Here is a 26308-nt window from a genome sequence, read left to right as displayed (position 1 = left end):
ACAGGAGGTTTTTTCAGCTTTTGACATGCTGAAAGCTATGTTTGTTTTTATTAATCCAGGCGACGGCTTCAAGCCAATTCTGCACCCTGATAATATTGGAATCGATGGGGAGCTGATTATATGGGGAGTTAAAAAGGATAACCGGAATGCCTGCTTCTTTTGCGATCATTGTCGCATTGCCGTGGTGATCTTCGAAAAATAAATCAATGCCGTGTTTTTTGACGGCTTCCACTTTATGATGGCCTCCGACAAGCTCAATGTGATCGTAATGAATGTCCCGGTTTGCAAACCAGTCCAGCGTAACATCTTCTAAGTGGCCGCGTCTTGCCGTAATGTAGATCAGACGGTGCTCTTCTTTCAGTCCGTCCAGTGCCTGCTTGGCAAATTCCGCGAGCTTCGCTTCTTTATATATGGCTGCTTCATGAACGTTCATCCATTCCCAAAATTCCTCGTCTGTAATGTTCAAAAGCTTCGTCAGATCATAATCAGTCATATCATCCAAGGTAATGGAAAGATGAAATGAGCGGTTTAAATAAGGGACAAATGTATCCTGTGCCGTAACTGTGCCGTCAATATCTATACCTAACCGTAACATGTCCACACTCCTATAAATTCATCCCTTCAAGTGTAACATAAACAATTAACAATACCAGAAAAGTTTAGCAAACATGAATCCGTAAAAAACGCGGAAACTAAAAAAGCTCCTTTCATAAAAGAAAAAGGGGGAATTGAAGGTGGCATACGATTACGAAAATCGAAAAGGCAACGACTACTACGTGGATCATGGATCGGAAGGAACCGATATCACGCGTGATGTTTATTCAGAAGAAACAGCGGCCGAAATCTCAGAGCCATATCGTGCTTCTGACCGGGCAGCAGACCGTGATGATAATCGGGACGGAGTAAGTGAAGGCCGGGGGATAGGGTATGCAGCATTGGCTATTTCTATCATTTCCCTGTTTGTGCTCCCTGTTTTATTAGGGGCATGCGGCATTATCGTCGGCTATATCGCCAGAAGAAGAGGAGCAGGCGCTTTAGGCGGATGGGCGATGGGAATCGGTATTGTTTCCCTTGTCCTCGGCATCTTCATTACACCGTTTTTTTAACACAACGCAAAAAAAAGCTTGGCGGAATATCCGTCAAGCTTTTTGTGTTTCTTGTTCTGCTTTTGCTTTTTCCGCTTCAAGCTTTGCGTAGTGTTCTTCTGCCAGCTTGTCGATTTCTTTTTTCAGCTCTTCGACCATGGTTTCTTCAGGGACTTTGCGGACGATTTGGCCTTTGCGGAAAAGAAGTCCTTCGCCGCGCGCGCCGGCAATCCCGATATCAGCTTCTCTTGCTTCGCCCGGTCCGTTAACGGCACATCCGAGAACGGCTACTTTAATCGGCGCTTTGACTTTAGAAATGTATTCTTCCACTTCATTCGCGATGCTGATGAGATCAATTTCGATCCGTCCGCATGTCGGGCATGAAATAAGCGTAGCCGCGTTTGAAGCGAGACCGAATGATTTCAGCAGTTCTCTGGCTACTTTTACTTCTTCAACCGGGTCGGCGCTCAGAGAGATCCGGAGCGTGTTTCCGATTCCTTTGCTTAAAATCGCTCCGAGTCCGGCCGCGCTTTTTACCGTTCCGGCAAACAGCGTGCCCGATTCTGTAATTCCGAGGTGGAGCGGATAATCAAATGCTTTTGATGCTTTTTCGTATGCTTCTATGGCTAGATTGACGTCAGACGCTTTCATGCTGACGATGATGTCGTGAAAGTCAAGGTCTTCCAGGATTTTGATATGATGAAGCGCACTCTCAACCATTCCGTCAGCAGTCGGATAGCCGTATTTTTCTAAAATGCGTTTTTCCAAAGAACCCGCGTTTACGCCGATCCGGATTGGAATTCCTTTTTCTTTCGCTGCTTTTACGACGGCTTCCACTTTTTCGCGGCGGCCGATGTTTCCCGGGTTGATTCTGATTTTGTCGGCCCCGCCCTCAATTGCTTTTAATGCAAGCTTGTAGTCAAAATGAATATCGACAACGAGAGGGATGGAAATTTGTTTTTTGATGTCGGCAATCGCGTTAGCGGCGCGTTCGTCCGGACATGCCACCCGGACAATTTGGCAGCCGGCTTCGGCTAAACGGTTGATTTCCGCAACTGTTGCTTCTACGTCGTGTGTTTTGGTCGTCGTCATACTCTGAATGACGACTTCGTTATTTCCGCCTATTGTTAAAGGTCCCACTTTGACGGGACGCGTTTTTGTACGATGTGTGATTTCACTCACTTGTCAATCGCTCCTTAATTGTAGTTACCGCTTTTGCAGGCTGAGCCTTTTACATGTCAGGCAACTTCTATTTACATGTTATATTGTAACAGTGTATTTGCCGAACTGACAAGAAATTAACGTTTAATTGCGGTAGACGGGGAATTTATAAGCGGTGCCTGCCTGAATGGCGTTTGCTTTTACATTCGGATTCAGCGCTTCAAAATCTTGCGCAATATCATCTGGCGCTTTATGTGCGCCGACTATCGACATCACCGTATCGCCTTTTTTGACCGTAACCGTTCTGTATGAAGATTCCTGTCGGGCTGGCTGTGCCGCCGCTGCGTATGCTGGAAGGTCTTGAGAAGGGATCGTGCCGATTTTAAGATCGTAAAAGATAATGAATATCACAAATAAACTGCCGAATACAAAAGTAAGCCGCTTCATTCCAACCGCCTCCCGCATACATTTTTACTTCATTGTATGCTTGTCCCATTTTGTTCATGACAAAAAAGAAGACCGCCGGGGGCAGTCTTTGTTACACAGCTGTTTTTCTTGGCGGTATCTCTTTTAAGACGAGGAAAAGGATGATAAAGTTTACAAACCAATTCACTAAAAATTCACTCGGCACCGTAATAACAAGCGCGCGCATGATTGTAAAGAATATGGTCGAAAGTGTAATGGAATAAGCCGAAAGCTTCCAGAGCTGCTGGTAATTCAATGTCTTTCTTTGCGCATTTTTCAATATCAGTCCGATGACGGCGAGAAATGATACTTCAATGAATTTTCCGGCCGCTGTCATGATGAACAGCAGAACGGACAGGACGGTGACGATCATTGTTTTATTTTGGTTTAATGCTGATATGATTTCTTTTTTTGTGATATCAGCAGGCATCAGCGAATAATTCATTTCTGTCGCCTGTCCGTCTACAGCAAGCACCATTTTATTTTTCAAAATGCCGATCGCGTTTTGTTTCGCCGCTATTTGTTTCGCGCCGTAAGCATCTGTCGGATCAAACACGATGACGAACCCGTTCGCTTCCGTTTCCTTAGAGGCGGACGCTTTCGTCTGCAATTCTCCGTTTGAAATGCTGAAATCAGGGAAATCTTTCTTTAACACGGTTTTGAAACCGTTCATTGAGTTTACGGTGCCGGAGCAAAGGTAATAAGCGCTTGGCAGCGTAAAAAGGACAGACAGCAAAAATACATAAAGGATCGCTTTTCCTATCCCCTGAAACCGTGTTTTTGCAATATCCGCCGGAGAGTATGTACTTTTCAATAAAGCCGTAAATATGTTCAACATCTTCACTTCCTAGCCTAAACTGGTATATGTTGCTTATTGTATCGTTCACAGGGGATGAACACAAGTGAGAGTATTTAAAGCGGTGATAAGGAATCATACATAATAAGACAAAGCGGGAAGCTGTGATCGCCCGCAAAACAAAGGAGGGTGTTTTTGTCATGAGTGTTTTGTATTGGCTGATTATCATTGCGGTCTTCGTCATTGCTTTTATCGGACTTGTATATCCGGTGATTCCAAGCGTTATTTTTATTGTGGCCGGTTTTCTTCTCTACGGATTTTTGTTTTCCTTCAGCCCTTATTCTTACCTGTTTTGGCTCATTGAGGCGGTATTTGCGGCCGTTTTATTCGCAGCTGACTATGTGTCAAATTTACTTGGCGTTAAAAGGTACGGAGGAAGCAGGGCGGCAATCTGGGGAAGCACGATCGGATTATTGATCGGGCCCTTCGTTATTCCCGTGGCAGGCATTATATTAGGCCCGTTTATCGGTGCTCTCTGCGCTGAGGTGTTTGTTCATCAAAAGGATATCAAGTCCGCGGCAAAAGTGGGGCTCGGCTCGTTAATCGGCTTTTTAACAAGCGTCGCGGCAAAAGGCGTCATTCAGCTCTTTATGATCGGATATTTCTTATGGACGGTGCTTTAGAAAGGTTTAATTTCGGCTGTGAACGGATAAAGTGTAATATGTCTGCTGGAATCGCCGGATTGTGAGCTTTTTCATTGATTACCACGCTTTCTTTTGTTACATTGAGATTAGAAAAGTTCGCGTTAAGCGGCATTTCAGTACATATATTTAAAGGAGGAAAAAATTATGGCTTACAAACTTCCAGAATTGCCTTACGCTTATGATGCTTTAGAACCTCATATCGATAAGGAAACGATGACGATTCACCATACGAAGCACCATAACACATACGTGACAAACCTCAACAAAGCGATCGAAGGATCAGCGCTTGCAGAGAAATCTGTAGATGAGCTTGTTGCTGATTTGAACGCAGTGCCGGAGGACATCCGCACGGCAGTCCGCAACAATGGCGGCGGACATGCAAACCACTCTTTATTCTGGACTCTTTTATCTCCGAACGGCGGAGGCGAACCGACTGGTGAGCTTGCTGAAGAGATCAAAAGCACGTTCGGAAGCTTCGATCAATTTAAAGAAAAATTCGCCGCGGCAGCTGCAGGCCGTTTCGGTTCAGGCTGGGCTTGGCTCGTTGTAAACAACGGCAAACTTGAAATTACAAGCACGCCAAACCAAGATTCACCGCTTTCAGAAGGTAAAACACCTGTTCTCGGTCTTGATGTTTGGGAGCACGCGTACTATCTGAACTACCAAAACCGCCGTCCTGATTACATTTCAGCTTTCTGGAATGTTGTGAACTGGGATGAAGTTGCCCGTCTTTACAGCGAAGCAAAATAATTGAGTTGAATGATCACAAGGTCTCCCGCGGGAGGCCTTGTTTTTTTATTGACTTTGATTCCTTTTACATATCTCAGTTTGAGTGAGACAAACTAATGTGTAGTAAAGGGGAGTCAATGATGAGCAAAATAAAAAAAATTATCGGCGACATCGAAATAAATAAAGGGCTGCTGCTGTTATTGACGATTGGCGGCCTTTACTCATTGGGCATCGCGCTGTCAAATACATTTGTCAACGTGTATTTGTGGAAGCAGTCGGGAAAATTTATTGATTTGGCCATATACAATTTGTCGGTCGTGACGATGCAGCCGGTTACCTTTCTGCTGGCGGGCCGGCTGGCTAAAAAAATTGACAGGGTGTTTATTCTCAGGTTCGGCGTTATCTTTTTGGCCGCTTTTTATTTAAGTGTGCTGCTTGCCGGAGAAACTGCGGCTTCCCGTCTCGTTTTGATAGGGGCCGTGCTCGGAGTTGGATACGGCTTTTACTGGCTGGCTTTTAATGTGCTGACTTTCGAAATCACGGAACCGGAAACGAGAGATTTTTTTAACGGGTTTTTAGGCATTTTGTCTTCATCGGCGGGCATGATCGGTCCGATTGTGGCCGGATATGTCATTTCAAGACTTGAAAACAATACGGGTTATACAATCATTTTCAGCCTGTCGCTCGGCTTATTTGCCCTTGCCGTGGTCATGAGCTTTTTCCTGAAGCGGAGGGAGTCGAAAGGCCGGTTTATGCTGAAAAAAGTTTTTGATGAGCGCCACACGAATCTGAATTGGCGCCGGATTACCAACGCGCACTTTTTTCAAGGCTTGAGAGAAGGGATTTTTGTTTTTTTAATCAGCGTATTTGTATTCATTGCGACAAACAGTGAGCTGGCGCTCGGAACATTCGGTCTCGTCAATTCCGCGGTTTCTTTTTTCGCCTATTATTTTGCATCAAGGCTCATCAAAAAAAGAGCGCGGAAAAAGGCGATTCTTATCGGCGGATTGATCTTGTACGGCGCCCTGTTTCTCATAATTTTTAAAATGAGCTTCACGACGCTCCTTTTGTACGGAGTGTTTATTGCGATCGGCTATCCAGTTCTGCTCGTGCCGTATGTCTCGCTTACATATGATGTGATAGGCCGGGCGCGGCTTGCCAGAAAAGCCAGAATTGAATACATTGTGCTCAGGGAGTTATTTTTAAATGCGGGCCGGATCGTTTCCATCCTTTGTTTCCTTGTAATCGTTACATTATTCAAGGAAAAAGTGGGGATACCAGCGGCGCTCGTGCTGCTCGGAGCCGGGCATCCGCTGATTTATTACTTTATAAAAGACATCAAACTGGATACGGAAACTTCTGATGAAACAGTAGAAGAAGACCGACAAAAACAGGCGGCGGAACCGAATTTTATAAAAGGAGAAAGATAAAAGGGTTATCTGTAGAAAAATATCGAAAAAACCTTTAGAATGAAAAATGGCACCTGAACAGAAGGTGTCATTTCTTTCTGTAAATAAGAAAAGGTGATGTCATGAGGAGAAATAAAAAGAAAATAGCTGTAAACAAAGAAAAGAAAAAATCACTGCCGATCCGGCTTAATTTTTTGTTTTTGGCCGCGTTTCTTATTTTCACTTGGATTATCGTCGAGCTTGGCATCAAGCAGATCGTTCAGGGTGATGATTATAAAAACGCCGCTAATAAGCAGGAGGAGTCTGATGTCAGCACGGCGGTTCCGAGAGGGAAAATATACGACCGGAACCTAAATCCCATCGTAACGAATAAAGCATTAAATGCGATTACATATACACGTTCAGCCTCAACCACCCAGGCGCAGCGTTTGAAAATCGCAAAAAAACTGTCGGGTATGATTAAGGTAAGCACCAAAAAGGTGACTGAGCGGGATAAAAAAGACTATTGGATGTTAACGAGGCCTGATGAAGCGAAAAAACTGATTACGGCCGAAGAAAAGCAAAAAGCTGAAGACAAAAAACTGTCTGACGATGATTTATATCAGCTTCAGCTGAAACGCATCACAGACAAACAGCTGAATGAGCTCACTTCAAAAGACATGCAGATTCTTGCGATCAAAAGGCAGATGGATTCAGGCTACTCCCTGACGCCTCAATACATCAAAAATGAAGGCGTGTCGGCAAAAGAAATGGCCGTCGTCAGCGAACATTTAGATGAACTGCCGGGAGTTGACGTGACGTCTGACTGGGAACGGTCTTATCCTTATAAAAGCCTGATCCGGACATTGCTCGGCAGTGTATCCAGTTCGAACGAAGGTCTTCCGTCCAACCTGCTGGATCACTATCTGTCACTCGGCTACAGCCGGAATGACAGGGTCGGAAAAAGCTATTTAGAATATCAATATGAAAGCCTGCTGCAGGGTCAAAAAGAGAAAGTGCAGAACTTAACCGACTCATCCGGAAATGTCACGGGCAGCAAAGTGATTTCAAAAGGACAGGCCGGCAAAGACCTTGTTTTATCCATTGATATGGACCTGCAGAAATCCGTTGAAAAAATCATTGAGAAAAATTTAAGATCGGCAAAAGCGAGACCGAGCACGAAGCTTCTTGATCGGGCCTTCGTCGTCATGATGAACCCGAAAAACGGAGAAGTGCTGACGATGGCCGGCAAACAGATTACGAATGACCATGGAAAGTACAAAATTAATGATTATGCCCTCGGCGCAATGACTTCCTCCTACGCAATGGGATCGGCGGTCAAAGGAGCGACGGTGTTGACCGGACTGCAGACGGGCGCGATTAATTTGAACACCGTTTTCCAGGATGAACCTATGTATTTCAAGGGAAGCAAAAACCCGAAAAAATCATGGACGAATTTAGGTCCCGTAGATATCCAAAAAGCGCTTCAGGAATCGTCAAACGTGTTCATGTTCAAAACGGCGATTGCCGTCGGTAAAGGGGAATACAAAAAAGGCCAGTCCCTGCCGCTTGATATGAAGGCATTCGATACTTTCAGATATTACTTCAATCAGTTCGGACTCGGAGTTAAGACGGGAATTGATCTCCCGAATGAAGCGACCGGGTACCAAGGGTCACAGCGAATTTCCGGTCTTCTGTTAGACTTTGCCATCGGACAGTATGATACGTTTACACCGCTGCAAATGGCGCAGTATGTATCTACAATCGCCAATGGAGGCTATCGTTTGAAGCCTCAGCTTGTAAAAGAGGTCAGGCAGCCTGATTCGAAAAAAGGAATCGGAGCCGTTGTAGAGTCTGTTCAGCCTCAAGTACTGAACAAGATTGATATGAATAATGCAGACATTAAAGAAGTGCAGGCAGGTTTCAGACGCGTCATGACGAAAGGGACAGCCGCAACTGATTTTGCGACGGCGACATACAGTCCTGCCGGTAAAACGGGTACGGCGCAATCTTTCTATGACGGTCCGGACAAATCAGAGACGGGTGAAGGAACGTATAATACGACTCTTGTCGCTTATGCACCTGCGGATAATCCGGAAGTGGCTATTTCTGTAGTCGTTCCTTGGGCCTATATTGATTACAGCGATCGATATTCGATTACGAATGATATAGGGAGAGCAGCTCTGGACAAATACTTTGAGCTGAAAAAGAAACAAGAAGATAATAATACGAAGCAGAAAAACGAAGATAAAATTCAGGAAGACGCTGAAAACGGCAATACAAATCACTAACAGAAAAACGCTCACAACTTGTGAGCGTTTTTTTTATACAAAAAAACATCCGGATTTACAAAACCTTAACACTTGATTTATACGCATTTTACAAGAACCCTTTACTCTAGACCTGTAGGACAAATTACACATTAAATGCAGGGGGAATTCAGGAAATGAAAAAAAACAAATGGATGCTTATGCTTCTGATGGCTGCTGTTATGATTGTTGCTGCAGCATGCGGAAATGCAAAGGAAAGCGGCAAGACAGACAGTCAATCTGCAAGTGAGGATAAAAAAGCATCAGGTTCTTTAACCATTTCTGGTTCATCAGCCATGCAGCCGTTAGTACTGGCAGCGGCGGAAAAGTTTATGGAAAAACATCCGGATGCTGATGTGCAGGTGCAAGCGGGAGGTTCAGGAACAGGTCTTTCGCAAGTGTCTGAAGGGGCAGTGCAAATCGGCAACTCAGATGTCTTTGCTGAAGAAAAAGAAGGCATTGATGCAAAAGCCCTAAAAGACCACCGAGTAGCGGTAGTGGCGATGGCGGCTGCGGTCAACCCCGGTGCGGGCGTAAAGGATATAACCAAAAAACAGCTGACAGACGTCTTTACAGGAAAAATTAAAAACTGGAAAGAGCTTGGCGGTAAAGATCAAAAAATTACACTCGTGAACCGTCCTGATTCATCAGGAACACGCGCTACGTTCGTCAAATACGCGCTTGACGGAGCAGATCCTGCTGAGGGCATTACAGAGGATTCCTCCAATACAGTCAAAAAAATCATTGCGGAAACGCCGGGAGCTATCGGTTATCTGGCATTCTCTTATATAAACGATGACAAAGTAACGCCTTTATCGATCGGAGGCATCAAACCGGAAGAGAAAAACGTCGTCACAGGCGAGTATCCGATTTGGGCTTACGAGCACTCTTATACGAAAGGTGAAGCGTCAGGCCTTACAAAAACGTTTCTTGACTATATGAACAGCGATGAAGTACAGAAAAGTATCGTAAAAGATCAGGGCTACATCCCGATCTCTGATATGAAAGTCACACGTGACGCAAACGGCAAGCAAAGCTGAGGGGAGGGCGGGCTCCCCGCCTCTTCTTCCTTATAGGAGTGTAAACAAATGATAAATCACAGAGAAAAAGAGTCTGTAAGCGAACGCTTAATAAGCTCAAAACAAAACAGGCAAATGGATGAAGTCCGCGGAAGGGTGATTGTGTCTGTGTGTGCCGCGATTATCATTGCGGCATCAGCGGCGATCACAATTTTTCTCGGCATAAAGGGGCTGCAATCTTTTTTTGTAAATGGTGTAAGCCCGATTGAGTTCTTAACAAGTCTGAATTGGAATCCAACCCAGGCAAAACCTGAGTTCGGCGCGCTGCCTTTTATTTTCGGATCATTTGCGGTCACCGTTCTGTCCGCTCTGATCGCAGCGCCCCTCGGTATTGCGGGTGCCGTGTTTATGACGGAAATTGCGCCGACTTGGGGAAAAAAGGTGCTGCAGCCGGTAATTGAGCTGCTTGTCGGCATTCCGTCCGTCGTTTATGGATTCATAGGTCTTACAGTATTGGTTCCGTTTATCGGCTCATTTAAATCAAGCGGAACGGGTCACAGCCTTCTGGCGGGGACGATCGTACTCTCGGTAATGATTCTGCCGACTGTTACATCGATTTCCGCTGATGCGCTTGCGTCACTTCCGAAACATCTTCGCGACGGTTCATACGCGCTTGGTGCGACGAGGTGGCAGACAATCAGAAAGGTGCTTATCCCGGCGGCGTTTCCGACATTGCTGACCGCCGTCGTGCTCGGGATGGCAAGAGCGTTCGGAGAAGCACTCGCCGTACAGATGGTTATCGGAAATACAAAGCTTCTGCCGGAAAGCCTGCTTGATACGGCGGGAACATTAACGACGATTATTACGTTAAACATGGGCCATACCACATACGGCAGTATTGAAAATAATACGTTATGGTCTATGGGGCTCGTTCTTCTCATCATGTCGTTTCTGTTTATATTGCTCATACGCTACTTGTCATCTAGGAGGGAAGTGTAATGAACCGGAAAATAACGGATAAATTGGCCACCGGTGTATTCGGGTTATGCGCCGCTGTAATCGCGGCGATTTTGGCAGGATTGTTTTTGTACATTCTTATTCACGGCGTCTCTGAAATCTCCTTGCATTTTCTTACGTCAAAATCGAGCGCCATTGCGTCAGGCGGCGGAATACGGGATCAGCTTTTTAACTCCTTTTACATTCTGTTTATCACCATGCTGATCACGATACCGCTTGGAGTGGGGGGCGGCGTCTTTATGGCTGAATATGCGCCCCAAAATAAAATCACTGATTTTATCAGAACGTGTATTGAGGTGCTGTCTTCGCTTCCGTCCATTGTCATCGGGATGTTCGGCATGCTGATGTTTGTAAACCTGACCGGATGGGGTTACACGATTATCGGGGGCGCGCTCGCATTAACGGTCTTTAACCTTCCCGTTATGGTCCGGGTGACGGAAGGCGCGCTCACTGCAGTTCCTAAGGAGCTGAAAGAAGCTTCTCTCGCTTTAGGCGTATCGAGATGGCATACCGTCAAAACGGTGCTGGTTCCGAGTGCGGTTCCTTCGATTTTAACCGGAGCCATTCTCGCATCCGGAAGAGTATTCGGAGAAGCGGCCGCATTGTTATTTACAGCGGGACTGACAACGCCGCGGCTGAATTTTACGGATTTGAACCCGTTTTCTGAATCATCTCCTTTCAACATTTTCAGGCCGGCTGAGACGCTGGCGGTTCATATATGGAGTGTCAATACACAGGGAATCATCCCTGACGCCGAAGCGATTGCAAACGGCGGCTCGGCGGTGCTGGTGATTTCGGTGCTCTTGTTTAACCTTTGTGCAAGATGGCTCGGATCTGTCATTTATAAAAAGCTTACGGCAAATTAATCGGAAAGAGGCGAAAACATGATTGATCACATCATCAGGGAACATGCGGAACAGACAAAGCGTTCGCCGGAGTCTTCAATTTTGGAAGTGAAGCATCTATCAATTTATTACGGTGACAAACAAGCGGTTAAAGATGTAAACATGGATATTGAAAAACATGCGGTGACGGCTCTGATCGGTCCCTCCGGCTGCGGGAAATCAACATTTTTGAGACAGATTAACAGAATGAACGATGCCATTCCTTCGGCAAGAAGCGAGGGAGAGATCCTTTATGAAGGGCTGAATATTTTGGGGGAAGCGATTAATGTCGTGTCTCTCAGACGGGAGATCGGTATGGTGTTTCAAAAACCGAATCCGTTCCCGAAATCCATTTACAATAACATCACACATGCGCTGAAGTATGCGGGGGAACGCAGGAAAGCCGTTTTGGATGATGCGGTCGAGGAAAGCTTAACGAAGGCGGCGCTTTGGGAGGAAGTTAAAGACCGGCTTCATTCATCGGCTCTTTCGTTATCAGGCGGCCAGCAGCAGCGTCTTTGCATCGCCCGTACGCTTGCGATGAAACCTGCCGTGCTACTTTTAGATGAACCGGCCTCAGCTCTGGACCCTATTTCAAACGCCAGAATCGAGACGCTTTTGACAGAACTGAAAAAAGATTATTCGATTATTATCGTTACGCATAACATGCAGCAGGCGCTTAGGGTGTCTGACCGAACGGCTTTCTTTTTAAACGGGGAAGTGGTGGAATACGGGCAGACAGAACAAATTTTCACGAGTCCTAAAGCGCAAAAGACAGATGACTACATTAACGGAAAGTTCGGATAGGGGGAAGGACTGTGAGCCTTGTGAAGGAAGCGGTGCACACACAGAATTTATTTGATATTCACGGCATGAACGTATGGTACGGAGCCCACCAGGCTTTAAAAGACATTACGATCGGTTTTGAGGAGCGGAAGGTAACTGCGATCATCGGTCCGTCCGGCTGCGGGAAATCCACTTTTATTAAAACATTAAACTTAATGCTGCAAATGGCCCCGAATGTCAAAGTGACAGGCGACATGATCTATAACGGGCGCAATCTGCTGAAAGAAAAGACGGATGCGGCAGAATTAAGAAAACAGATCGGTATGGTGTTTCAAAAAGGCAATCCGTTTCCCCAGTCAATATTTGAGAATGTCGTGTACGGTCCGAGAATTCACGGCGAAAAAAATAAAAAGAAACTGCTTGAAATCGCCGAGGAATCTTTAAAGGCAGCTGCGCTCTGGGATGAAGTGAAAGATCGCCTTCACCAGCAGGCGCTTTCACTGTCAGGCGGTCAGCAGCAGCGGCTGTGCATCGCAAGGGCGCTCGCCACAAAACCGGACGTCCTTCTGATGGATGAACCGACGTCTGCTCTTGATCCCGTGTCCACGCGGAAAATAGAAGAGCTGATTTTGACATTGAAAGAAAAGTATACAATCGTCATTGTGACGCACAACATGCAGCAGGCTGCGAGGGTCTCTGATCAAACCGCGTTTTTCTATATGGGCGAACTGGTAGAGTGGGGCGATACGGGCAAAATATTTTCTCAGCCGGATCATCAAAAAACACATGATTATATCACCGGAAAATTTGGATAAAAAAACGGGCCCGGCCATTGACCGGGTCCGTTTTATACTGCCTATTAAAAAAGCCTGCCGGCCGTATCCATCTGAATGGACGATGCCTGCAAGCTTTTTTAGCGGGTTAATGTTTTGACGATTTTTTTAAAGCTCATATCTGAGTCGACTTTGAAATGGCCGGCGCGGATTTCTTTATGGTAGCCTGCGTCAATGACGTAATCATTAAAGTCCTTCGCTGAAGGAATAATCCCTTCTTTTTCAAGAATGGATGACACATCAGCAGTGCTCATTCCGTCTTTAATCGTCAGTTTGTATGTTACTTTTTTCTTTTTGGCGTCTGTGTTTTGGTCGTTGTTTAACGATTTTTCTTTAGAATCAAGCAGTTTTTGATAGTCATCTCGGTTGACGGAGACTTTTTGCTGATCGTCGAGGTAGCTGTTTACTTCTTTTTCTGTCAATGCTGTTTTTTCGGTTTTAACGGCGGCTGCCTGGTCATGGTCAGTCAAATAGAAGACAGCGGCGAGAACGGCCGTCGCTAAAATCATGCCTGCTGCAAAAGCCTGAATGCCCCGTTTTGTCATACGAGCACCTTCTCATTATCTTTAATAATGGTATTGACGTCCTCGACAGACACGTGCTCCGCTTTTGCGATAGCTTCCGCAGACATTCCGTTGTTATATTTTGAAATGATTTGTTTGGCGATTTTTTGGTTAATGCCGCTGCTTTTGGCTTTGCGGATCACGAGGTTGGTTTCCAGCAATTCTTCTTCAAGTACCGTCATTTTCTTTTTCAACTTGTAAATTTCCTGCATGGCGGAAAGCTGAAGCGTTTCAAGCTCCTGTTCCACGTCTTTCATCGGATCTCTTTGAGAATATGAGAATGCAATAAGCGCTATACTGACGATAAACAACGCAATAATAGCAATTTCCACGTTTCATCACCTTCTATTATTAATTTGCCCTTCTTTTTTATACCATAAAACGCCGCCATTCTAAAGGAAATAGAGAAAAAAACGGAATTTTGTCGGGAAATCTTTTTTATTCGGGGAGCAAACGGTTATTTCTCTATAGATTTCGTATCAGAAAGTCCTTTTTTGTCCTGTTTCGTCATATTTTCCCTTCATCTGACGCAAGCTCATTCAGAGGATCAGAAGCATAAACTGATGTTTTCTGTACTTAAACAACATTTCATGTAAATCACTCTAGCATTCCGTCCATTATAGTGGTATTATATATAAGTCTGAATAAATAAATGATATTTAGTTTGGAGGGAAAATAATGCGCGTTAATATTACTTTGGCTTGCACTGAATGTGGTGAGCGTAACTATATTTCTAAAAAGAACAAACGCAACAATCCGGATCGCGTTGAATTTAAAAAATATTGCCCACGTGATAAAAAATCTACGTTACACCGTGAAACAAAATAAGCTGTTTAAAACAGCGGAAAAAGCTGGAGCTTTCAATAAAGTTCTGGCTTTTTTGTCTTTCAGGGAGGTTTGAGAAACGTGAAAGCACAAATCAGAACCGCTATAAAAGCAAAGCTTTCTGACATGACAGAAAGTGAATGGGAGAAAAAATGCCGCAGCATGCGTGAAACGCTGTTTTCTTTAAAAGAATGGAAACAGGCCCGCGTGATCGCCGTTACCATCTCGACACGCCTGGAAATTCCGACACAGCCGATTATTGAACAGGCCTGGAAAGAGAAAAAACAAGTCTGTATCCCAAAATGCTTTCCGCAGACGGGAGCGATGGAGTTCCGTACATTTTCTGCGTATGATCAGCTGGAAACCGTATATGCGGGCCTCAGTGAACCGATCGAGAGCCAGACGGAAAAAGCCGCCCAAAAAGACATTGACCTTGTGATTGTGCCCGGCGTGGCTTTTGACCGGGAAGGCTTCAGAATCGGATACGGCGGAGGATATTATGATCGGTACCTCTCCGGTTATAAAGGCCGTACCGTGTCGCTTCTCTTTGACTGCCAGCTGACAGACCGCATTCCCCGCATGCCCCACGATATTCCGGTCGATATGATCGTGACTGAATCTGAAACCATCGCTTAATCGCATAAAAAACTTCTTGCACCGGAATAATTCTCGCTGTTTGACAAACGATAGGGGCAGGAGGGATAAGATGAAAAAATTGTTGATCTACTCATTATGCGCCGTATCTGTTTTAGCCGTTTACCAAAACCGCTACCGTCTGATGAACAGCGTGCTCAGCCAGCCGGGGATCAGACGGTCATTCATTCATTTCTTTTTAAAAATACCGTTTATCAGAAACAAATTCATTCAGCAGGCATTTTAAACAAATCCCGTTTTTCAGCGGGATTTTTTGCATAAGAAAACCTGCCGGTAAAAAACGGCAGGTTTTCTCGTATTGTCAGCTTTTTTTCAGGAAACCGAGCAGAATTGAGATCATAGGAGAAATGTACAGGAAAAAGGTAAACGGCAGGTAGTCGATGACGGAAACCCCTAATGCGCTTGCCATAAAAGCGCCGCTTACTCCCCAGGGAATCAGCGGGTTGATCAATGTTCCGCCGTCCTCAAGCGACCGCGCAAGGTGAATCCGCTTAATGCTGAGCTTGTCATATAAAGGTTTATAAGATTGACCCGGAATTAAGATCGACAAATACTGCTCACCTGTCGCAAGGTTTACGCCTATACTTGAGAAGACGGTCGCCATGACAAGACGTCCTTTCGTATGCACGCCTTTTATCAATCCTTGAAGCAGCGCCGCGATCAGGCCCGTTTTTTCCATCAGGCCGCCGAGCGCAAAGGCGATCATGATCAGAGAGACTGATCCCATCATCGATTGGAGCCCGCCTCTGTTGATAATGCTGGCCACAGCCTGGTCGCCGGTTTTAAACGCCGTCCCGCTTTGCAGGGCGGATATAAATCCTTGAATGCTGCTGTCAGGAATAAAAACAGCAGTCAGAAGCCCTGCGGAAATAATACCGGCGGTAAGCACCGGAATCACGGAAACCCGTCTCACAGCTAAAATGATCACCAACAGAGGTGAAAGAAGCGACCAAGGCGTAACGTGCACGGCCTCTTTTATTCCGGAAATGACCGCCTCAATATTTTGCGTTGAAGCGGCATTTATTGAAACCGATGAACCGAGAATATAAAAAAGAACAATCGTGATCAGAAGTGCCGGAACGGTAGTGCCCATCATATGGCGAATATGCTTAAAAATCGGAATTTCGCCGATTCCGGCGGCAAAATTCGTCGTGTCGGACATCGGTGACATTTTATCACCGAAACAAGCCCCGCAAATGACTGCTCCCGCCGTCCATTCGAGCGGAACTCCCGCCGCGCTTGCTACCCCTAACAGCGCGACGCCGATTGTACTGACAGTTGTCAGACTTGAGCCGACAAGCGTGCTGATAATCATGCAGGAAAATAATGCGGTCAAAAGCAGCTGACTCGGCTGTATAATTGACAAAGCATAAACGGTGACGGTGGGAATGGCGCCGCTGTACATCCAAGCGCCGATCAGCACACCGATCAAAGCCAGCACGATAATCGGCTGCACACCGTTTTTCAATCCGCTGACAATTCCTTTTTCAAGACTGTCCCACGAGAAACCGAGCCACAAACCTGCCAGAGACAGAATAATGACGCAAAAGAACAGCGGCATATGCGGCTCTGTATGAAAGAAAAACAGGCAGGAAATAATGACTGCTAACATCAAGACAAATAAACTGATGGCTGAGATGAACGTCAGCCTTTTTTCTTGTTTCAAAACAACACCCCATCAAACTTTAATCCTTTTGTGCTTTTGGGCACGAAAGTATTGTAACAGAAAAACGCATAAATGAGTGTTTTTTTACAATTGTGAATATACAATTTATGAAAATAATACAAGGATATTTTCTCCAATCGTTTTTTGCTTGACGCCCGGATCAGTGATGAAATACGCTTATACTAAGAAGAATAGAAATGGTGAAGAAGATGAATTCATTTTATGACGTGCAGCAGCTGTTTAAGTCATTCGGACATATCGTTTATTTCGGTGACAGACAAGCCGAAATTGACTTTATGAAAGATGAATTAAAGGAAATGTACTTGTCAAACGTGATTGAAAGAGAATTATGGCAAAAAGCCGCCGGAGTTCTTCAGAGAGAATCGGAGCGGATCAAAGGCAGATAACACAGCAGGATTTTAATAAGAAAAGGAGATTATTATGGAAGATACATGGTTTGCGGGGATTGATCTTGGCGGAACAACCATCAAGCTGGCCTTTATCAACATGTACGGTGAAATTCAGCATAAATGGGAAGTTCCGACCGATAAATCAGGAAACACAATTACGGTCACGATCGCCAAAGCGCTTGACCAGAAGCTGGAAGAACTGAACAAGCCGAAACGGATCGTAAAATGGATCGGAATGGGAGCGCCCGGACCCGTGGAAATGACGACGGGGATGGTCTATGAGACGACAAATATGGGGTGGAAAAACTATCCGCTGAAAGACCATCTCGAGGCGGAAACGGGTATTCCGGCCGTCATTGAAAACGATGCCAATATCGCAGCGCTCGGAGAAATGTGGAAGGGTGCAGGTGACGGGGCTAAAGATGTCATTTTAGTGACGCTCGGAACCGGAGTCGGCGGAGGCATCATCGTCAACGGAGAAATCGTTCACGGCAAAAACGGGGCCGGCGGAGAAATCGGTCATATTTGCAGTATTCCGGAAGGAGGAGCTCCGTGCAACTGCGGAAAATCCGGCTGCATCGAAACGATTGCGTCCGCAACCGGCATCGTCCGCATCGCGAAAGAAAAGCTTGCGGCGGTTTCCGACTCTTCGCTCTTACAAGTGCGCGATCTGACAGCACGTGACGTGTTCGAAGCGGCTAAACAGCAGGATAAGACAGCGCTTGAAGTCGTCGATTATGTCGCAAAACATTTAGGCCTCGTGCTCGGAAATCTGGCAAGCGCCATGAATCCGACGAAAATCGTGCTCGGCGGAGGCGTCTCCAAAGCGGGTGAAATCCTGCGGTCAAAAGTGGAAGAGACTTTCAAAATCACCGCGTTCCCGCGTTCTGCGGAAGCGGCCGATATTTCGATTGCGGCACTTGGAAATGACGCCGGAGTCATCGGCGGGGCGTGGATTGCCAAAAATGAATGGCTCAAACATCAAAACTGCTGAAGAAAGTCAGCCTGCCCATATCGCGGGCGGCTTTCTTTTTTTATCTCCCCAGTCATATAGTTTTTAAAAAAGGGGGATGAACATGGCGGGAATTCGTGTCAAACCTGAATTGAAACAGCATATGAAAGATATTGCAAAGGTGCTTTCAATTGATGAAAAACTGTTGAAAGCCGCTGATAAAACGGCGGAAAACGATGAATTATTTTGTCCCGCCTTTGCCGTGAGCGGGCAGTCAGAGGGTCCGCCGCTTGAGACGCTGAGCGGGCTTTCGCGATACATCCGGCACTGTGAAAGGATTCTTTCCGCTGATCAATGGGTGAAGGAAGAAAAGGTGTACGGCTCCGAATCGGTTTATGAAGAAATTGAGAAAATAACGGATGTCTTTCCGTTTGTCACGTGCCGTAAAATCGGCAGTTCCGTATTGGGAAAGCCGCTATATGAGCTGAAAATAGGTGCGGATACGGCCGAAAGAAAAGTCCATGTAAACGCCTCATTTCATGCCAATGAATGGATCACCACCTCGGTCGCGCTTAAATGGTGTAAAGAATATTGCGCGGCATTATGCGAAAATAAAACCGTTTTCAGGCACTCTGCGCTTGATATATTCAGCCTGACATCATTGTCATTCGTTCCGCTCGTAAATCCCGACGGTGTTGATCTCGTACTTTACGGATGTGAAGATTTATCAGAAAAAAATGAATTTCTTAATCAATTAAATGAGCACCGCCCGGATTTCCGCGAATGGAAGGCGAATATAAACGGTGTGGATTTAAATAAACATTTCCCATCCAATTGGGATATTGAACAGAGGCGCAAACCGAAAGCCCCTTCATACCGTGATTTTCCGGGGACGGCGCCGCTCACTGAACCGGAGGCGCAGGCAATGCACCGGCTGATAACGGAACAGCCGCCTGACCGGATGATCGCGCTTCATACGCAGGGAGAAGAGATTTATTGGGGATACGAAGGATGTGAACCCGAGCAATCATCCCGGATGATTCGGGAGTTTGAAGCGATAAGTGGAAACCGCTATCAAGGCGTAAAAACCATTGACAGCCATGCCGGTTTTAGGGATTGGTTTATACAGCAGTATGGAAAAGAGGGCTATACCATTGAGCTCGGGAAGGGAAAAAACCCTTTGCCTTTTCATCAGTTTGCTGATATTTATCAAGCGACGGAAGGTATTTTGTGGAGGTCGCTTGTTTTTTGAGACATCTGTGAAATTTCTCATTTGTTTACATAAACAAATATGGGACAATAGAAAAGAATGGAGGGAAGGCTGGTGAGATACTTGGTTTGTGTTCTGCTGTCAGCACTCGTTCTGTGTTTAGCGGCCTGTGAACCATCTCATCAGCAGCAAGACACAGGCGTTTCGGCAAAATCGGCAGAACAGAAAATCGTTCCGCTCAGTAAAAAGGAAGCGGAGAAAACGGAAGGATGGCTGGATAACAGAACGATCCTGTATACAGCACATCATCAGCTGATGAAATATGATCTTTTCAGCGGAAAATCCGAACGGCTCTATAAAACAAAGGGCAATATTGTCAATGTAAAGATCAGCCGGAAAAAACAGCTGATTCTCATACAGGTGACAAGCAGCGGTCAGACTGAGCTTGTGCTTATGAACAAGCAGGGGAAAAGACTTTATCACAAAGCCTTTAACTCTTATGAGCTGGAGACGGCTTGGAATCCGTATGACCCGTATCAAATGATGATTACCGTTTTTACTGAAACATGGGACTTCACAGCCTATACGGCCGATATGAACAACGGCATTTTAAAAAAGAGTCCCGTTCAGGCCCCTTTTGTCCATTGGACCTCCACTGATGAATTCCAATATATCAAGCAAGGAAAAACGGAGGAAGAGGGTCCTTTATATTCTTATGACTTGCAGACAAAAAAAGAAAAAAGAGTGCTTCATCACGTCATCTGGGCCGATTCCCGCCCGGGCATGACGATTGCCGTCAGACAAACGGATCAATCGGACGGAGACGGCGAGTTCCTTTTCCAAAAGCCGGCATCCGTGACGCACCGCTTTCCTCTCCAAGAAAAGTATCAGAGCTTTGCGCCGATGGAATATGATTACGATCAGACACACAAGCGGTTTTACATATTCAAGCCTGAAGGCCGCTCTTACAATCTGATCAGCTTTGACTTAGGAGACGAACGGGAGCGGACGGTGCTCAAAAACACGGAAATGGAGCCGATTCAGATCTCTCCGAACGGGGAATACGCTTTATACGGCTTTACGTATGACCGTCTGATTTCACTGAAAACAGGCATGACAGAACCAATCATAACAAATGAAAAAGGAGTTTGAACCAAATGGCAATTGCAGATGTGACAATCATTCCGATCGGAACAAAAACACCGAGCGTCAGTGAGTATGTAGCGGATGTGCAAAACATTTTGGAGGGTTACAAAGCTGCCGGCAAAATCAAATTTCAGCTCACGCCGATGAACACTTTGATTGAAGGTGAGCTGAGCGACTTATTCGCAGTCATTCAGGACATTCACGAAGCCCCGTTCCAAAAAGGGCTGCACAGAGTGGCGACAAATATCCGCATTGATGACAGACGTGATAAAGAAACGACACTGGAGAGCAAAATCAAAAGTGTCAGCAAACATTTGCAGCAATAAAAAATAAGCCTGTATCCATTGGATACAGGCTTTTAATGTGCAGTCGGATAGCCGCTGGTTACAACGGTCATTACGGTAAACCAGCCAAACACGCCCAGCGTGGCGGCGGCTAACAAAAATCCCAGGATATTTCTCTGTCTGACAGCCCGCAGGACTCCTAATACAGCTAATAATGCGACAAGGCCGAAGATTACAACAAGTAACATCATGCTCCTCCTTTGTCATTGGAACCTGAAAATCTTTCCATTTCATTTTAACCGTTTTCATTTTGTTTGTCGATAGCGTTTTCCCGCCGCATTCATTGAATCTTCCGCAGAAAACCTTCATAATAAGGGCATATACATAAAGAGGTGATGAAAGTGAAATGGAGACGAATGCCGGCCGGTCCGATTCAGGCAAACGCGTATTTTCTTGTCAGTGAGGATCAGTCCTGTCTTATTTTTGATCCGGGCGGAGAAGCGGACAAAATCAACAATTACATAAAAGAAAACAATCTGAAGCCGTTGGCCATCTTACTGACGCACGCCCATTTTGACCATATCGGCGCGCTTGACGAAGTAAGAGACAGATGGGATGTTCCCGTATATCTTCACAAAAATGAAGAAAAGTGGCTGGAGGACTCTTCCTTAAACGGATCGGGCATATTGCGGGGCATCGCCGTAACGGCACGGCCCGCCGAACGGCTCATCGAAGGCGACGGCATTTTGGACATCGGGCCTTTCCATTTGGAGACATTGTTTACGCCGGGACATTCACCGGGAAGCGTTTCTTATTATGTGAAGGACGCGGATCTGGTGATTTCAGGTGATGTGCTCTTTCAGGGAGGCATCGGCCGAACTGATTTACAGGGCGGAAGTCAGGACGTATTGCTTGATTCCATTCATCAAAAACTGCTCACGCTTCCCGGACATACACTTGTGTTAAGCGGGCACGGGCCGGAAACGGATATTCAGACAGAGCAGGAGCGAAACCCGTTTATCAATGGTTTTTCACTGTAAATGAAAAAAGACAGACCATAACGGTCTGTCTTTTTCTGTCAGTGGGTTCCGCCGCCCGGTGTCATAATAAAAATAGAGTAATATGTAAATCCGGCGAAAAATACGGTTAAGTAAGCTCCGAAAATATAAATATACATCCGCTCAGTCAGATTCAAATAAGAAAGAAATACGAAAAAGATCGTCTGTCCAAAAAACAAAAGTGAAGCGTCTTTCATGCCCCCTAAAAAAAACATGACTGCAAATATCCCCGTCCAAAATCCTAACACCCGGAACATGCGATTCATTCCTTATCCCCTCCCGAGAGTCTATCTGAAGTTTATTATAATAGATCGGCACTCAAAATGTAAACATTTTCATGATTATATTTATTGTGGAATTTATGTCTTTCCCTGTGTTTTATATCTTATGCCGCTCTCTGAAAAAGATCCGAAAAATCTTTTTGGAAATATGTTTAATGAAAAAAAGTTCAGGGTACTTATGTTAACAAAGAGACGGATTATCCGAGGGAGGAATTTTTAAAAATGAAAGAACTTATTTTTTATTCATACCCGAGCTGCACATCATGCCGAAAAACGAAACATTGGTTAAAAGCCCACAATGTTGACTTTCAAGAGCGCCATCTATTCAGGGAGACACCGACAATTGATGAATTGAAGCAGATCTTATCATTAACGACTGAAGGAATTGATGAAATATTGGCGACGAGAAGTCAAACATTTAAAAATCTCAACCTGAACATTGAAGAAATGACTGTAAATGAAGTGCTGAAGCTTTTGACTGAGAAGCCGAAACTGCTGCGGCGTCCGATTCTGATCGATCGAAATAAGCTCGTTATCGGATACAATCCGGGAGAACTGATGAAGCTGACGAAGAAAAAAACGGTACATCAATCTGTATCATAAGAGAAAAACGAAGATCCGCTGATCAAAATTTATCAGCTAATCTTCGTTTTTTGCGGTTGCGGGACTGGGCTAGCTGGATTCGAACCAACGATCACGGAGTCAAAGTCCATTGCCTTACCGCTTGGCTATAGCCCATCGGATGTAATTACAGTATGTGCGTCCGGCGCCGATTTATACATACAAAGGAATTTGAATGGAGGAGACACGTGAAACATTTGAGTGAAACATTATCTCGAACCTTAATTGAAGAATCAGGTGAAATCACACGCCAGTGGCTGCTCATACCAAAATCGGGGCGGCCTTCAGATGATCAGAAAGCGGAAATGCAGCACCGTCTGTTAATTGAAATCGTTGCCGGCATTTTATCGGAAAAAGACGGCGGGGAAGAGGAGCTGACAAAATGGGCGCTTCAGTTCGCAAGGGACCGGGCCGTCCATGAAGTACCGGTCTATGAAAGCGTCACGAGCTTTAAAGAATTCCGGAGATTGGTCTGGAACCGCATACAGACGTGCTGTGAAACAATGTCTGAGAAGCCTGGGGCGAATGCGGTATTCCATTGGGGAGAGAAGCTGAACAAAGCAATTGACCATATGATTGAAGTATTTACAGAGGAATATTATAAAGTGACGGTTACACAATTAAACGCCCAAAAAGAAATGATTAACGAACTAAGTGCGCCGATTATGCCGATTGCCGACGGTATTGGAATTTTGCCGCTCGTCGGCGAAATTGACACCTACCGGGCAAAAATGATTTTGGAATCGGTGCTTGACCAATGTTCTTCACTCCGTCTTTCTTATTTATTTTTAGATATATCAGGTGTGCCGATTGTGGATACGATGGTCGCTTATCAGATTTTTAAAGTGATTGACAGCACAAAACTTCTTGGCATAGAAACGACAATCTCAGGCATCAGGCCGGAAATCGCGCAGACCGTCGTGAAGCTCGGCATCGATTTTTCTCAGGTGAAAACGGAGCAGAGTCTGGCGAAAGCGCTGGCAAAAAACGGATTTATCGTAAAAGAATCATTAAGATGATAAAAAGCTGAATGGCCGGGAGGGATGTCTCCCTCAGCTATTCAGCTTTTTCAGCTTCAATCGTAATGATATGATGGCTGTCGATTTCTTTTACCGTAAATGTGTAGCCTTCAAAATCAATGGTGCTCCCGGGCTTCGCGTCAATATGCTGAGTAAGAAACCAGCCCCCGAGTGTATCGACTTGATCAGCCGTAATCTCTGTTCCGAGTACATCATTGACGTCGCTGATCAGCAATTTGGCGTTCAGGAGATAGCGGTTCTTCCCAAGCTTTTGAACGGAAGGTGTTTCATCCGTATCAAATTCGTCGCGGATTTCGCCGACGATCTCTTCAATGATGTCTTCCGCCGTTACTAATCCCGCGGTTCCGCCGTACTCATCAATGAGAATGGCCATATGGGCGTGTTCCCGCTGCATTTTAACGAATAATTGATAAATCGGAATCGTCTCAATCACATGGATCGCCGGCTGGATGTAAGGGCTGAGTTCGTGTTTTGTAAACGCCGCTCCTTCTGACAGGAATCTGAATAAAACTTCTTTTATATTGATGATGCCGACTACATGATCTTTATCTCCTTTTACTACGGGATACCGGGTATATTTATTTGTTTTGATAATGTCCCGGAGCATATGTCCCGATCCGCTGTCTAACGGCAGACTCACCATTTCATTCCGGGGCACCATAATTTCTTTGGCAGTGCGCTTATCAAATGTAAAAATGTTATTTACGTAATGCAGCTCGCTTTTTTTAATCATGCCGCTTCGATAGCTTTCGGCAAGGAGCACCCGCAATTCCTCTTCCGTATAAGCCATTTCATGTTCGGAAGCAGGCTTCAAGCCGAACATGGCTGTAATCAGGCGGGCGGAATGATTGAGCAGCCAGATGAACGGAAACATTAACTTATAAAACAAAATCATCGGTCTGGCAGACAAAAGTGTAATCCGCTCGGCTTTTTGGATAGCAAAACTTTTCGGGGCGAGTTCGCCGATAACGACATTCACATATGTAACCAGCAGAAAAGCGATGATCAATGACAGGACTTGGGCAACCGCTTCGTGAACTCCGGTTTTTAAAAATAACGGCTGAAGCATTGCTTTGACTGTCGGTTCACCCAGCCAGCCGATTCCCAAAGCGGTGACGGTGATGCCCAATTGGCATGCCGATAAATATTCATCGAGGTGGGTAATGACATGCTTGGCTGCTTTTGCTCCTTTTACATCTTCCTCAATGAGCTGATTAATGCGGGAGCGCCTTGCTTTAACGATTGAAAACTCTATGGCGACAAAACACGCCGTTAATAAAATAAATAGTACGATGGCAGACAGTTTGATGATATACAATGTAACGCCTTCCGCGAAGGAAGGCTTGCACCTCCCTTTTTTCGGAATAATACCACTGTAGAAAGCTGCTCAAACATCGAACCTGGTTTAGCCTGCTTCATTTACGGTAATAAAACAAGAAAGCGATACTGGAGGATGACAAGAGATGAAGGTACATTCGGGTGCGGACTGGCTGTGGTACCAGCTCGGTCCGCATGAAAAAACAGAAGCGAAAAAAATGATTCATCACAATCACTGGCCGCAATGCGAAAAGTGGTTTGAACATGAAAATCATATAAACTTTCTGCGCTCAGATACAAATGATCAGAATAATGAAGCGGTTTTCGGTTCTTTAATCTATCATCAAGGATTAGATGATGAAAAAAACCATACCGTATTTCACTTTTATATTACGAGAGACTTCTTTTTTACAATTAATTTTGATTTTTCGCTGCTGCGCGGTGTAAAAGAAAAGCATGCCACACAGCAGATCCAAACCTGTGAAAATCCGATTGAAGGCTTTTTTGTTCTGCTGGGAGAGCTGATGAATTCCTATCTGATCGGACTGGATGAATTTGAAGTCAAGCAGCGGACGCTGAAATGGCAGATTCATGATGACAACAGCAAAGGAATCTTGGAAAATGTGCATAAACTGCGCCATGAGCTGTTCATTTGGAAAGGCCTTACACTGGGGGCTAAAAAAGTGGAAATGGCTTTAAAAGAAGCTTTTCTCCCGAAAAATGACAGGCAGAAAGATTACCTCAGAGCTCATCAAAAGATGGAAAGAGGAATTACATATATCAATGAGTTTGATCAGGAATTGAGCAATCTGCTGCACGCCGAGGAAGTCATTACCTCCCAAAGAGGAAATGAAATTGTGAAAGCCTTGACGATCTTTACAACTCTCTTTACACCGATGACGGCGCTTGGAGCTCTCTGGGGGATGAACTTTGATAACATGCCGGAGCTTCATTGGAAATATGCGTATATCTGTTCCATCGTGCTCATTATTGTATCAACCCTGCTGATTTATATTTATCTGCGGCAGAAAGGCTGGACAGGGGACATTTTGAGGGAGCATCAAAAAAAATATTTGCGGAAAGAAAAGAAACGCTAAGAAGAGCA

Annotated in this window: 32 protein-coding genes and 1 tRNA gene; 22 read left to right on the top strand and 11 right to left on the bottom strand. The window is 45.2% G+C overall.

The window, feature by feature from the left end; translation table 11 throughout:
• Positions 1–13: 13 nt before the first annotated feature.
• Positions 14–595 carry a nucleotidase gene (locus NQS30_RS05110; protein ID WP_007408297.1) on the bottom strand — a complete coding sequence of 194 codons (582 nt, stop codon included), beginning with the start codon at positions 593–595 and terminating at the stop codon, positions 14–16.
• 133 nt (positions 596–728) lie between these two features.
• Between NQS30_RS05110 and NQS30_RS05105 the strand changes: the two genes are divergently transcribed.
• Positions 729–1106: a DUF308 domain-containing protein gene (locus NQS30_RS05105; RefSeq protein WP_087920773.1), complete on the top strand. Its 378-nt coding sequence runs from the start codon at positions 729–731 to the stop codon at positions 1104–1106.
• Between the two features lie 33 nt (positions 1107–1139).
• On the opposite strand, the gene ispG is transcribed toward NQS30_RS05105, so the two are convergent.
• The 3 genes from ispG to NQS30_RS05090 form a co-directional block, all read right to left on the bottom strand.
• The gene (gene ispG, locus NQS30_RS05100; RefSeq protein ID WP_169510269.1) at positions 1140–2258 is read right to left on the bottom strand and encodes a flavodoxin-dependent (E)-4-hydroxy-3-methylbut-2-enyl-diphosphate synthase; all 1119 of its coding nucleotides are present in this window, start codon (positions 2256–2258) and stop codon (positions 1140–1142) included.
• A 132-nt stretch (positions 2259–2390) separates the two neighbouring features.
• Positions 2391–2693, bottom strand: a complete 303-nt coding sequence (locus NQS30_RS05095; RefSeq protein WP_007408299.1) for a LysM peptidoglycan-binding domain-containing protein — start codon at positions 2691–2693, stop codon at positions 2391–2393.
• Positions 2694–2784: 91 nt separating this feature from the next.
• On the bottom strand, positions 2785–3549 hold the full coding sequence (locus NQS30_RS05090) for a DUF1189 domain-containing protein (protein ID WP_014418394.1): 765 nt from the start codon (positions 3547–3549) through the stop codon (positions 2785–2787).
• Positions 3550–3707: 158 nt separating this feature from the next.
• Here NQS30_RS05090 and NQS30_RS05085 point away from each other — a divergent pair, with 158 nt between their 5' ends.
• The 9 genes from NQS30_RS05085 (at position 3708) to pstB (NQS30_RS05045) (ending at position 13158) form a co-directional block, all read left to right on the top strand.
• Positions 3708–4190 (top strand): DUF456 domain-containing protein, encoded by a 483-nt coding sequence (locus NQS30_RS05085; RefSeq protein WP_015240226.1) that lies wholly within the window; start codon positions 3708–3710, stop codon positions 4188–4190.
• Between the two features lie 165 nt (positions 4191–4355).
• Positions 4356–4961, top strand: coding sequence for a superoxide dismutase SodA (sodA, locus tag NQS30_RS05080; protein WP_003153025.1), 606 nt, complete (start codon positions 4356–4358; stop codon positions 4959–4961).
• Positions 4962–5080: 119 nt separating this feature from the next.
• Positions 5081–6370, top strand: coding sequence for an MFS transporter (locus NQS30_RS05075; RefSeq protein WP_012118002.1), 1290 nt, complete (start codon positions 5081–5083; stop codon positions 6368–6370).
• Between the two features lie 101 nt (positions 6371–6471).
• The gene (pbpA, locus tag NQS30_RS05070) at positions 6472–8619 is read left to right on the top strand and encodes a penicillin-binding protein 2A (protein WP_015240224.1); all 2148 of its coding nucleotides are present in this window, start codon (positions 6472–6474) and stop codon (positions 8617–8619) included.
• A gap of 155 nt (positions 8620–8774) precedes the next feature.
• Positions 8775–9677: a phosphate ABC transporter substrate-binding protein gene (locus NQS30_RS05065; protein WP_007408304.1), complete on the top strand. Its 903-nt coding sequence runs from the start codon at positions 8775–8777 to the stop codon at positions 9675–9677.
• A gap of 48 nt (positions 9678–9725) precedes the next feature.
• Positions 9726–10655 (top strand): phosphate ABC transporter permease subunit PstC, encoded by a 930-nt coding sequence (pstC, locus tag NQS30_RS05060; RefSeq protein WP_085342194.1) that lies wholly within the window; start codon positions 9726–9728, stop codon positions 10653–10655.
• Positions 10655–11539, top strand: a complete 885-nt coding sequence (gene pstA / locus NQS30_RS05055; protein ID WP_025285004.1) for a phosphate ABC transporter permease PstA — start codon at positions 10655–10657, stop codon at positions 11537–11539. Before pstC ends, pstA begins: the two co-directional genes overlap by 1 nt.
• A gap of 18 nt (positions 11540–11557) precedes the next feature.
• Complete coding sequence (gene pstB / locus NQS30_RS05050) at positions 11558–12364, top strand: phosphate ABC transporter ATP-binding protein PstB (protein WP_032870592.1); 807 nt, start codon at positions 11558–11560, stop codon at positions 12362–12364.
• An 11-nt stretch (positions 12365–12375) separates the two neighbouring features.
• Entirely contained in the window at positions 12376–13158 is a 783-nt protein-coding gene (gene pstB, locus NQS30_RS05045) for a phosphate ABC transporter ATP-binding protein PstB (RefSeq protein WP_003153040.1), read from the top strand.
• Between the two features lie 98 nt (positions 13159–13256).
• Here the strand turns inward: pstB (NQS30_RS05045) and NQS30_RS05040 are convergent, their stop codons facing one another.
• Both NQS30_RS05040 and NQS30_RS05035 read right to left on the bottom strand, forming a co-directional pair.
• Complete coding sequence (locus NQS30_RS05040) at positions 13257–13721, bottom strand: endolytic transglycosylase MltG (RefSeq protein WP_007408308.1); 465 nt, start codon at positions 13719–13721, stop codon at positions 13257–13259.
• Positions 13718–14071 carry a hypothetical protein gene (locus NQS30_RS05035; RefSeq protein WP_003153047.1) on the bottom strand — a complete coding sequence of 118 codons (354 nt, stop codon included), beginning with the start codon at positions 14069–14071 and terminating at the stop codon, positions 13718–13720. Before NQS30_RS05035 ends, NQS30_RS05040 begins: the two co-directional genes overlap by 4 nt.
• A 346-nt stretch (positions 14072–14417) precedes the next feature.
• Here NQS30_RS05035 and rpmG point away from each other — a divergent pair, with 346 nt between their 5' ends.
• From rpmG to NQS30_RS05020, 3 genes are all read left to right on the top strand, one after another.
• Positions 14418–14567, top strand: coding sequence for a 50S ribosomal protein L33 (gene rpmG, locus NQS30_RS05030; RefSeq protein WP_003153056.1), 150 nt, complete (start codon positions 14418–14420; stop codon positions 14565–14567).
• A gap of 78 nt (positions 14568–14645) precedes the next feature.
• Entirely contained in the window at positions 14646–15200 is a 555-nt protein-coding gene (locus tag NQS30_RS05025) for a 5-formyltetrahydrofolate cyclo-ligase (RefSeq protein WP_085342193.1), read from the top strand.
• A 70-nt stretch (positions 15201–15270) separates the two neighbouring features.
• Positions 15271–15444 (top strand): hypothetical protein, encoded by a 174-nt coding sequence (locus NQS30_RS05020; RefSeq protein WP_007408311.1) that lies wholly within the window; start codon positions 15271–15273, stop codon positions 15442–15444.
• Positions 15445–15519: 75 nt separating this feature from the next.
• On the opposite strand, the gene nhaC is transcribed toward NQS30_RS05020, so the two are convergent.
• Complete coding sequence (gene nhaC, locus NQS30_RS05015; protein WP_021494320.1) at positions 15520–16884, bottom strand: Na+/H+ antiporter NhaC; 1365 nt, start codon at positions 16882–16884, stop codon at positions 15520–15522.
• Positions 16885–17081: 197 nt separating this feature from the next.
• On the opposite strand from nhaC, the gene NQS30_RS05010 reads away from it, so the two are divergent.
• The 5 genes from NQS30_RS05010 to NQS30_RS04990 all read left to right on the top strand — a co-directional run bounded on the left by NQS30_RS05010 (position 17082) and on the right by NQS30_RS04990 (position 20928).
• The gene (locus NQS30_RS05010) at positions 17082–17291 is read left to right on the top strand and encodes a YqgQ family protein (RefSeq protein ID WP_007408313.1); all 210 of its coding nucleotides are present in this window, start codon (positions 17082–17084) and stop codon (positions 17289–17291) included.
• A gap of 34 nt (positions 17292–17325) precedes the next feature.
• Entirely contained in the window at positions 17326–18288 is a 963-nt protein-coding gene (gene glcK, locus NQS30_RS05005) for a glucose kinase GlcK (protein ID WP_003153068.1), read from the top strand.
• 82 nt (positions 18289–18370) lie between these two features.
• Positions 18371–19498 (top strand): M14 family metallopeptidase, encoded by a 1128-nt coding sequence (locus NQS30_RS05000; protein WP_218791296.1) that lies wholly within the window; start codon positions 18371–18373, stop codon positions 19496–19498.
• Positions 19499–19570: 72 nt separating this feature from the next.
• Complete coding sequence (locus NQS30_RS04995) at positions 19571–20608, top strand: YqgU-like beta propeller domain-containing protein (protein WP_072589382.1); 1038 nt, start codon at positions 19571–19573, stop codon at positions 20606–20608.
• A gap of 5 nt (positions 20609–20613) precedes the next feature.
• A complete protein-coding gene (locus tag NQS30_RS04990; protein ID WP_003153073.1) occupies positions 20614–20928 on the top strand; it encodes an MTH1187 family thiamine-binding protein in 315 nt (104 codons plus the stop codon).
• A gap of 32 nt (positions 20929–20960) precedes the next feature.
• Here the strand turns inward: NQS30_RS04990 and NQS30_RS04985 are convergent, their stop codons facing one another.
• Positions 20961–21134 carry a DUF2759 domain-containing protein gene (locus NQS30_RS04985; protein ID WP_003153076.1) on the bottom strand — a complete coding sequence of 58 codons (174 nt, stop codon included), beginning with the start codon at positions 21132–21134 and terminating at the stop codon, positions 20961–20963.
• A gap of 153 nt (positions 21135–21287) precedes the next feature.
• Between NQS30_RS04985 and NQS30_RS04980 the strand changes: the two genes are divergently transcribed.
• Complete coding sequence (locus NQS30_RS04980) at positions 21288–21926, top strand: MBL fold metallo-hydrolase (RefSeq protein ID WP_015240215.1); 639 nt, start codon at positions 21288–21290, stop codon at positions 21924–21926.
• Positions 21927–21964: 38 nt separating this feature from the next.
• Here NQS30_RS04980 and NQS30_RS04975 read toward each other — a convergent pair whose 3' ends face one another.
• Positions 21965–22210 carry a DUF2626 domain-containing protein gene (locus NQS30_RS04975; protein WP_003153078.1) on the bottom strand — a complete coding sequence of 82 codons (246 nt, stop codon included), beginning with the start codon at positions 22208–22210 and terminating at the stop codon, positions 21965–21967.
• A 237-nt stretch (positions 22211–22447) separates the two neighbouring features.
• On the opposite strand from NQS30_RS04975, the gene NQS30_RS04970 reads away from it, so the two are divergent.
• Positions 22448–22828 carry a Spx/MgsR family RNA polymerase-binding regulatory protein gene (locus NQS30_RS04970; RefSeq protein ID WP_003153079.1) on the top strand — a complete coding sequence of 127 codons (381 nt, stop codon included), beginning with the start codon at positions 22448–22450 and terminating at the stop codon, positions 22826–22828.
• Between the two features lie 64 nt (positions 22829–22892).
• Here NQS30_RS04970 and NQS30_RS04965 read toward each other — a convergent pair.
• Positions 22893–22963: transfer RNA gene (locus tag NQS30_RS04965), tRNA-Gln, on the bottom strand.
• Between the two features lie 71 nt (positions 22964–23034).
• On the opposite strand from NQS30_RS04965, the gene NQS30_RS04960 reads away from it, so the two are divergent.
• On the top strand, positions 23035–23865 hold the full coding sequence (locus NQS30_RS04960; RefSeq protein WP_007408317.1) for an STAS domain-containing protein: 831 nt from the start codon (positions 23035–23037) through the stop codon (positions 23863–23865).
• 37 nt (positions 23866–23902) lie between these two features.
• On the opposite strand, the gene NQS30_RS04955 is transcribed toward NQS30_RS04960, so the two are convergent.
• Positions 23903–25204 carry a hemolysin family protein gene (locus tag NQS30_RS04955; RefSeq protein WP_012117986.1) on the bottom strand — a complete coding sequence of 434 codons (1302 nt, stop codon included), beginning with the start codon at positions 25202–25204 and terminating at the stop codon, positions 23903–23905.
• Between the two features lie 145 nt (positions 25205–25349).
• Between NQS30_RS04955 and NQS30_RS04950 the strand changes: the two genes are divergently transcribed.
• Positions 25350–26300: a magnesium transporter CorA family protein gene (locus tag NQS30_RS04950; protein WP_007408319.1), complete on the top strand. Its 951-nt coding sequence runs from the start codon at positions 25350–25352 to the stop codon at positions 26298–26300.
• The last annotated feature ends 8 nt before the right edge of the window (positions 26301–26308 follow it).

This window comes from Bacillus sp. B1(2022) (assembly GCF_040259625.1).
GTDB classification, from domain to species: domain Bacteria; phylum Bacillota; class Bacilli; order Bacillales; family Bacillaceae; genus Bacillus; species Bacillus velezensis.
The sequence above is the reverse complement of the archived record's forward strand: the minus strand, read 5'-3'. Positions and strand labels throughout refer to the sequence as shown.